The sequence below is a fragment of the Streptomyces sp. NRRL B-24572 genome (genome assembly GCF_002156145.1).
In the GTDB taxonomy this organism is placed as follows: Bacteria; Actinomycetota; Actinomycetes; order Streptomycetales; family Streptomycetaceae; genus Streptomyces; species Streptomyces vietnamensis.
The window spans coordinates 1-6,306 of sequence record NZ_MWIG01000452.1 but is presented as its reverse complement, the minus strand read 5'-3'; the positions used below and the strand labels follow the sequence as shown (position 1 = coordinate 6,306).

General features: G+C 71.9%; 9 protein-coding genes. 1 reads left to right on the top strand and 8 read right to left on the bottom strand.

Features of this window, described 5'->3' with window-relative positions:
• The 6 genes from CCN56_RS25835 to CCN56_RS25810 all read right to left on the bottom strand — a co-directional run.
• Positions 1–664 (bottom strand): bifunctional 2-polyprenyl-6-hydroxyphenol methylase/3-demethylubiquinol 3-O-methyltransferase UbiG (locus tag CCN56_RS25835; RefSeq protein ID WP_086830377.1); only part of this gene is annotated, 664 nt, incomplete at its 3' end.
• A gap of 28 nt (positions 665–692) precedes the next feature.
• On the bottom strand, positions 693–875 hold the full coding sequence (locus tag CCN56_RS25830; protein WP_041131138.1) for a hypothetical protein: 183 nt from the start codon (positions 873–875) through the stop codon (positions 693–695).
• A gap of 98 nt (positions 876–973) precedes the next feature.
• Positions 974–1,297 carry a hypothetical protein gene (locus tag CCN56_RS25825; protein ID WP_086830376.1) on the bottom strand — a complete coding sequence of 108 codons (324 nt, stop codon included), beginning with the start codon at positions 1,295–1,297 and terminating at the stop codon, positions 974–976.
• Complete coding sequence (locus tag CCN56_RS25820) at positions 1,294–1,662, bottom strand: WhiB family transcriptional regulator (RefSeq protein WP_086830379.1); 369 nt, start codon at positions 1,660–1,662, stop codon at positions 1,294–1,296. Before CCN56_RS25820 ends, CCN56_RS25825 begins: the two co-directional genes overlap by 4 nt.
• A 172-nt stretch (positions 1,663–1,834) precedes the next feature.
• Positions 1,835–2,191, bottom strand: coding sequence for a hypothetical protein (locus CCN56_RS25815; protein ID WP_086830375.1), 357 nt, complete (start codon positions 2,189–2,191; stop codon positions 1,835–1,837).
• Between the two features lie 171 nt (positions 2,192–2,362).
• Positions 2,363–4,543 (bottom strand): ATP-dependent DNA helicase UvrD2, encoded by a 2,181-nt coding sequence (locus CCN56_RS25810; protein WP_179199984.1) that lies wholly within the window; start codon positions 4,541–4,543, stop codon positions 2,363–2,365.
• Positions 4,544–4,700: 157 nt separating this feature from the next.
• On the opposite strand from CCN56_RS25810, the gene CCN56_RS25805 reads away from it, so the two are divergent.
• Positions 4,701–4,958 carry a mycoredoxin gene (locus tag CCN56_RS25805; protein WP_041131135.1) on the top strand — a complete coding sequence of 86 codons (258 nt, stop codon included), beginning with the start codon at positions 4,701–4,703 and terminating at the stop codon, positions 4,956–4,958.
• Between the two features lie 59 nt (positions 4,959–5,017).
• On the opposite strand, the gene nudC is transcribed toward CCN56_RS25805, so the two are convergent.
• Positions 5,018–5,986: an NAD(+) diphosphatase gene (gene nudC, locus CCN56_RS25800; protein WP_179199983.1), complete on the bottom strand. Its 969-nt coding sequence runs from the start codon at positions 5,984–5,986 to the stop codon at positions 5,018–5,020.
• A 35-nt stretch (positions 5,987–6,021) separates the two neighbouring features.
• A partial coding sequence (locus tag CCN56_RS25795; protein WP_143664623.1) for a M20/M25/M40 family metallo-hydrolase occupies positions 6,022–6,306 on the bottom strand: 285 nt, incomplete at its 5' end.

Genomic DNA, 6,306 nt, shown 5'->3' with positions numbered 1-6,306 from the left:
CGGGGTCGGGCTTGCGCCAGACGAGGGTGTAGCGCCAGAAGAGCCGACGGCGGATCCGGGCACCGGGGAGGATCCGCCCTGCGACGAGGGCGATCTCGGCCAGGGTCTCCTCGGCGTCGCAGGTCGCCGCGGTCATCGCCACGGGCCGGGGCGCCGGGCGGCCCCGGTTCCGCAGCCAACCGGTGGCGGCGTTGAGGGGGATCGAGAGCAGGCCGAGGAGGTGGTCGCCGACGGTGTCGGGGCGGGCCAGGCCGAGGACGACCAGGGTTCCGCCGGGGGCCAGCCGGTCCCGGAACCGCGCGAGGGCCGGGGCGAGCGGCAGATGGTGGAGGGTCGCGAGGCAGGTGACGGCGGTGTGGGAGCCGTCGTCCCCGGTGTCGGCGAGGGCGTCCTCGACGGCGAAGGTCACCCTGGTGCCCGGGGCGGTCAGCTCGCGGGCGCGGGCGACGATCGCCGGGTCTGCGTCGACGGCCCGGACGGCCGTGGCGCGGGTGGCGAGGAGCCGGGCGAGGTCGCCGCTGCCGCAGCCGACGTCCAGGGCGCGGTCGAGGCGGCGCGGCAGCTGCCGCAGGATCCACCGGTGGTAGTGGGCGTTGTGGTCCCAGGGGTGGGCGGCGTTGAACCGTTCGAGTGCGCGCAGGACGCGATCCGTGAGGGCTGCCATCGCGGCAGTCCATCACAGGCGGTGCGGCTCACCACCAGGAGGAATCGAGGCGGCCTTCGATGGAGCGGATGTTCTCTCGGGCGCACTCTTCGCAGAAGTACTCCCGGCGGCCGTTCTCGACGGAGCAGGTCCAGGTCAGCGGGAGGGTGTCCGCGGTCCTGCCGCAGCGGGCGCAGGTGACGGGCTCCTGGGGGACGCGGGCTTCGTTCACCCTGACGACGATAACCCGGCGTGGGGGCGTGAGGGGGCAACGCGCCGCGGGGGCCGGTCCGTTCGGACCGGCCCCCGCGGAGGGCATCACGGCGATGCTCAGTGCATGACGGCCATGGCGAGCGCGCGGCGGGCGCGCAGCGAGACGCGCTCGGCGCGGCGCTGCATGCGCCGGGCGGCGACCAGGCGCACGGCCTGGCGTTCCGCCTCGGCCTCACGCTGTCGCTCATGCATATGGGCACGGGCCAGGGCTTCTGGGGCGAGTTGCATTTCACGGGTCCTGTTCTGACGCGCGGTGTGCGCGGCGGCGGGGGAGAAGACTGGGGTCGCGGAGCCGACGGGCTCGCTGGTGGAAGAGGTCATCGGGGCCTGCTTCTGGGGATCGTGCGTGAGGGGGCGGTCGATGGTTCCGGCGGCGCTCATGCCGCGACCGGGTTCTTGCGCGGACGGCCGCGGGGCCGCTTGCGGGCGACGACCACGCCCTGGACGAAGAGCTCGCCACCCCAGACGCCCCAGGGCTCGCGGCGCTCCTTGGCGCCCGCCAGGCAGGCCGCCACGAGCGGGCAGGTCTGGCAGAGGGACTTCGCGTACTCGACGTCGGCCGGGGACTCCGCGAAGAAGACCTCGGGGTCGTAGGCGCGACAGGGTACGGGTACGCCGAGGTTCTCGATGGCGTCGTCGAGCGCGGTGAGCGCGGTGAGGGGGGTCAAAGCGGGGTCCTCCGTGAGGCCGGGCAGGGAGATCGATTCGGAAGGCGGTACGGACGGGGCGTGCGCTTCGAGTTGCACGGTGGTCATTCCTCGTCTGGTCGTTCCGGCCTGTTGGCCGGGGTTTCGGCTGGTACCGGGTTGTTGCTTCCCGAGGCTCCTTCGTGCCGTCGTCCCCGTTCGGGGACAAACAGAAGGGCCGCGGATCCCGGGTGGGGTTCCGCGGCCCTGAAGGCGCCGGTCTGATCATGGATCAGACTGGATCACTCCAGGGTTCAAGCCCACGGAAGGCCCACATCGTGTGGTGGTGCGTCGTCGTCTGCTGCTGGGTTCCGGCACCGGTCGCCGCAAAGCCATAGGCCGTGGCCTTGCCTGCTACTCCTGCTTCCAGTGCCTTGGTCGGTCGCTCATTGCGCGGAGCCACGGCGGCCGCACCGAGACCGGAAAGACCGGTGACGGGCAGGCCGGCGACGGGCAGACCGGTGCCGATGAGAGCCGAGGCGGAGAGGCCGAGCGAGCAGGCGGAGACGACCGAGCGATCGGTCATTTTGGCCATGCCGACGAAGCGGACGGTGCTGGCGGAGCTGGTCTGAATGATGGTGCTGATCACTGGAATCGCCTCCTCTCGGCGTCTCGGAGGGCTCGGGTGCGAGCCGGACCCTCATGTGTAATTGGACAAGTACAGCACGAAGACAGTGCTTCGAAGAAGCGCTGTTTCCGTGGTTAAGAACCTATGGGGCTTGACGGGGCGGGCGCAAACTATTTTTCCGACGAGTTTTCCTCAGACCTCGTCCTCTCCCGTCCCACCCTCCTCACCTGCGCAGATGGCCAGGACATCGGCTCCGAAGCGGTCGAGCTTGCGGACGCCGACGCCGGCGATCGAGGAGAGCTCCCCGCCGGTGGTGGGGACGCGCTCGGCGATCGCCATGAGCGTCTTGTCGGTGAACACGCAATAGGCCGGCTGGCCGAGCTCCCTGGCCTGTTCCGATCGCCAGTCCCTGAGCCGCTCGTACAGGCCCTCGTCCATGTCGGAGGGGCAGTCCTCGCAGCGCATCAGCTTCATCGCGCCCGCCTCGGTGAGGGTGGCGCCGCAGACCCGGCACAGGACGGGGCCGCGCGGCTTGCGCCGGACGGGGCCGCTCCCCCGCTCGACGAAGCCGGAGCCGCCGCCGGAGCCGACGGTGCCGAGGGAGCCGGAGCCGGGCCGCAGCCCCTTGAGGAAGCGGCTGGGGCGCCGGTTGGCGCGACCGCCCGGGGAGCGGGAGAGCGCCCAGGAGAGCGTGAGGTGGACGCGGGCCCGGGTGACGCCCACGTACAGCAGGCGCCGCTCCTCCTCGACCTGCTCGTCGGTCTTGGCGTACGTGATGGGCATCATGCCCTCGGTGAGGCCGACCAGGAAGACGGCGTCCCATTCGAGGCCCTTGGCCGCGTGCAGCGAGGCGAGGGTGACGCCCTGGACGGTCGGGGCGTGCTGGGCGGCGGCCCGCTCGTCGAGCTCGGCGACCAGGTCGGAGAGGGTGGCGCCGGGCTTGGCTCGGGCGAAGTCCTCGGCGAGCCGGACGAGGGCGGCGAGGGACTCCCAGCGGTCGCGGACGGAGCCGGAGCCGGCGGGCGGCTGCGGGGTCCAGCCGTTGCTGGAGAGCACGGCGCGGACCTGGGCGGGCAGGTCCTCGGCGTCGTCGAGGAGGGAGTCGTTGCCCCCGGCGCGGGCGGCGCCGCGCAGGGCGATGCCCGCCTTGCGCACCTCCTCCCGCTCGAAGAAGCGCTCGGCGCCGCGGAGCTGGTAGGGCACTCCGGCGTCGGCGAGGGCCTGCTCGTAGACCTCGGACTGGGCGTTGATCCGGTAGAGGACGGCGATCTCGCCGGCCGGGACGCCGGCGGCGATGAGGTCGCGGATGCGGCGGGCGGTGCCCTCGGCCTCGGCGGGCTCGTCGGCGTACTCCGTGTAGGCCGGCTCGGGGCCCGGGTCGCGCTGGGAGATCAGCTCCAGGCGGTGCTCGGCGGCCCGGCCGCTGGCCTGGCTGAGCAGTCCGTTCGCGAGGTGGACGACCTGCGGGGTGGAGCGGTAGTCGCGGACCAGCTTGACGACCGTGGCGGCCGGGTGACGGGTGCGGAAGTTCAGCAGGTGGTCGGGGGTGGCGCCGGTGAAGGAGTAGATGGTCTGGCTGGCGTCGCCGACCACGCAGAGGTTGTCGCGGTCGCCGAGCCACAGGTCGAGCAGCCGCTGCTGGAGCGGCGAGACGTCCTGGTACTCGTCCACCACGAAGTGCTGGTACTGGCGGCGGATCTGGTCGGCGATGTCGTACCGGTCCTGGAGGATGCCGACGGTGAGCAGCAGCACGTCCTCGAAGTCGATCACCGAGCGGTCGCGCTTCAGCTGCTCGTACATGGCATAGATCTGGCCGATCTCCGCCGGATCGCGGGGGGCCTCCCTGACGGACTTGGCGACGGCGGCCGGGTAGTCGGCGGGGACGGTCTGGGTGACCTTGGCCCACTCGATCTCGCTGGTCACGTCCCTGAGCTCGTTCCGGTCGAGCCGGATGCGACAGCGGGCCGCGGCGTCGGCGACCAGCTGGATCTTCCGCTCCAGGAGCCGGGGCAGATCGCCACCGACTGCTTTCGGCCAGAAGAACTGGAGCTGGCGGAGGGCCGCGGAGTGGAACGTACGGGCCTGGACACCGCCCGCGCCGAGCTGCCGCAGCCGGCCGCGCATCTCGCCGGCGGCGCGGTTGGTGAACGTGACGGCCAGCACACTGGAGGGCTGCAGGATGCCCGCCCGCACCCCGTACGCGATGCGGTGGGTGATGGCCCGCGTCTTGCCCGTACCGGCTCCGGCGAGGACGCACACCGGTCCGTTCAGGGCAAGGGCGACCTCGCGCTGCTCGGGGTCGAGCCCGTCGAGCACCGCGTCGGCCGTCTCCGGGACCTGCGGGAAGAGAGTGGAGTGCGTTGCTGCTGTCACCCCGCCATGCTGCCAGGTCGGGCGGGGTCGGTGCGGAGGACTGTCCACAGGCACGTGCCGCCGGTCATACGAATTCCGGGAATGGCCGGGCCGGGGCGTACGTTCTTCCTCTCGGCACCGACACGGACGCCGATACCGACCAGAGGAGCGCCAGGCCATGCAGGGCACTGTGACGATGTACAGCACGACGTGGTGCGGCTACTGCCGCCGGCTGAAGAGCCAGCTGGACCGCGAGGGCATCGCGTACACGGAGATCAACATCGAGCAGGACCCGGACTCGGCCGCGTTCGTCGAGAAGGCCAACGGCGGCAACCAGACCGTCCCGACCGTCCGCGTCGTCCCGACCGCCGGCGGCGACGAGGTCGTCATGACCAACCCGAGCCTGGCCCAGGTCAAGCAGGCCCTCGCCGCCTGACCCGATGGCATGGAGAAGCCCCCGCCGCGGCGGGGGCTTCTCCATGTCGGCCCACTTCGTCAGACCACGTCGCCCGGCTTCGGGAGGGGCTTGCCGTACCAGCGTTCGATCAGGCGGGAGGCGATCGAGATGCCGTACGGGGGGAGGACCTCGCCGGACTCGAAGGCGGCGGCCAGGTCCTCGCGGGAGAACCAGCGGGCCTCGTGGATCTCCTCGCCGTCCACGTTGATCTCGGAGGACGTGGCCCGGGCGAAGAAGCCCAGCATCAGGCTGGACGGGAACGGCCAGGGCTGGCTGGCGATGTACTCGACCTCGCCGACCGTGACACCAGCCTCCTCGAAGACCTCGCGGGCCACCGACGCCTCGATGGACTCGCCCGGCTCCACGAAGCCGGCGAGGGTCGAGAAGCGACCCTCCGGCCAGTGCACCTGGCGGCCGAGCAGCGCCCGGTCCTGGTCGTCGGTGACCAGCATGATCACCGCGGGGTCGGTGCGCGGGTAGTGCTCGGCGCCGCAGGCCTGGCAGCGGCGGACGTGACCGGCGGCCGCGACGACCGTCCGCTCGCCGCAGCGCGAGCAGAAGCGGTGGAGGCGCTGCCAGTTCTCCAGGGCGACGGCATGGACCATGAGGCCCGCGTCCCGGTCGGAGAGGAGCAGGCCCGCTTCCCGCAGACCGGCCGGGCGTGCCGACTGGTCCATGCGGCCGGGCAGGGAGTCCTTCTGGAGCGCGAAGTACGAGACGCCGTCGGCGTCCGTGCCCAGGAAGTAGCGGTGGGTCTGGGTGACCGGGGCCTCGAACGCCGGGGTCATGACCAGTTCGGTCGTCCCGTCGGGGCCGTCGTCGATCAGCACCTGCCCGCCCGAGACCACGAAGACCCGGGTCGTGGGGTGGCTCCAGGCCGCCGCCAGCCACGCCTCGTCGAGGCGGTGGTGGGCGGCGCGGTCGATGCCGCTCGGGGCGGTGAGCGAGATCGGACGGTCCGCCGGCGCGTGCGTCGGGCTGCTCGACGCGTTCTTCAAGGTGCTCACAGGTGCTTCCAACTCCCCCGGATCGGTGTGTGGGTTCAGCGCGCGGTCTGGAGTGCGGCGGGCAGGTCGCCCCACAGGTGCGCGGTCGTCTCGACGCCCTTCATGAGGAGATCGAGTTCGATCTTCTCGTTGGGGGCGTGCCAGCCGTCGGACGGGACGGAGATGCCGAGGAACAGGACGGGTGCTTCCAGGACGTCCTGGAGGTCGGCGGCCGGTCCGGAGCCGCCCTCGCGGGTGTAGCGGACCTTGGCGCCGTCGAAGGCCCTGCTCATGGCCCCGGCCACCGCCTTGAGGGCGGGGTGGTCGAGGGGGGTGAGGCA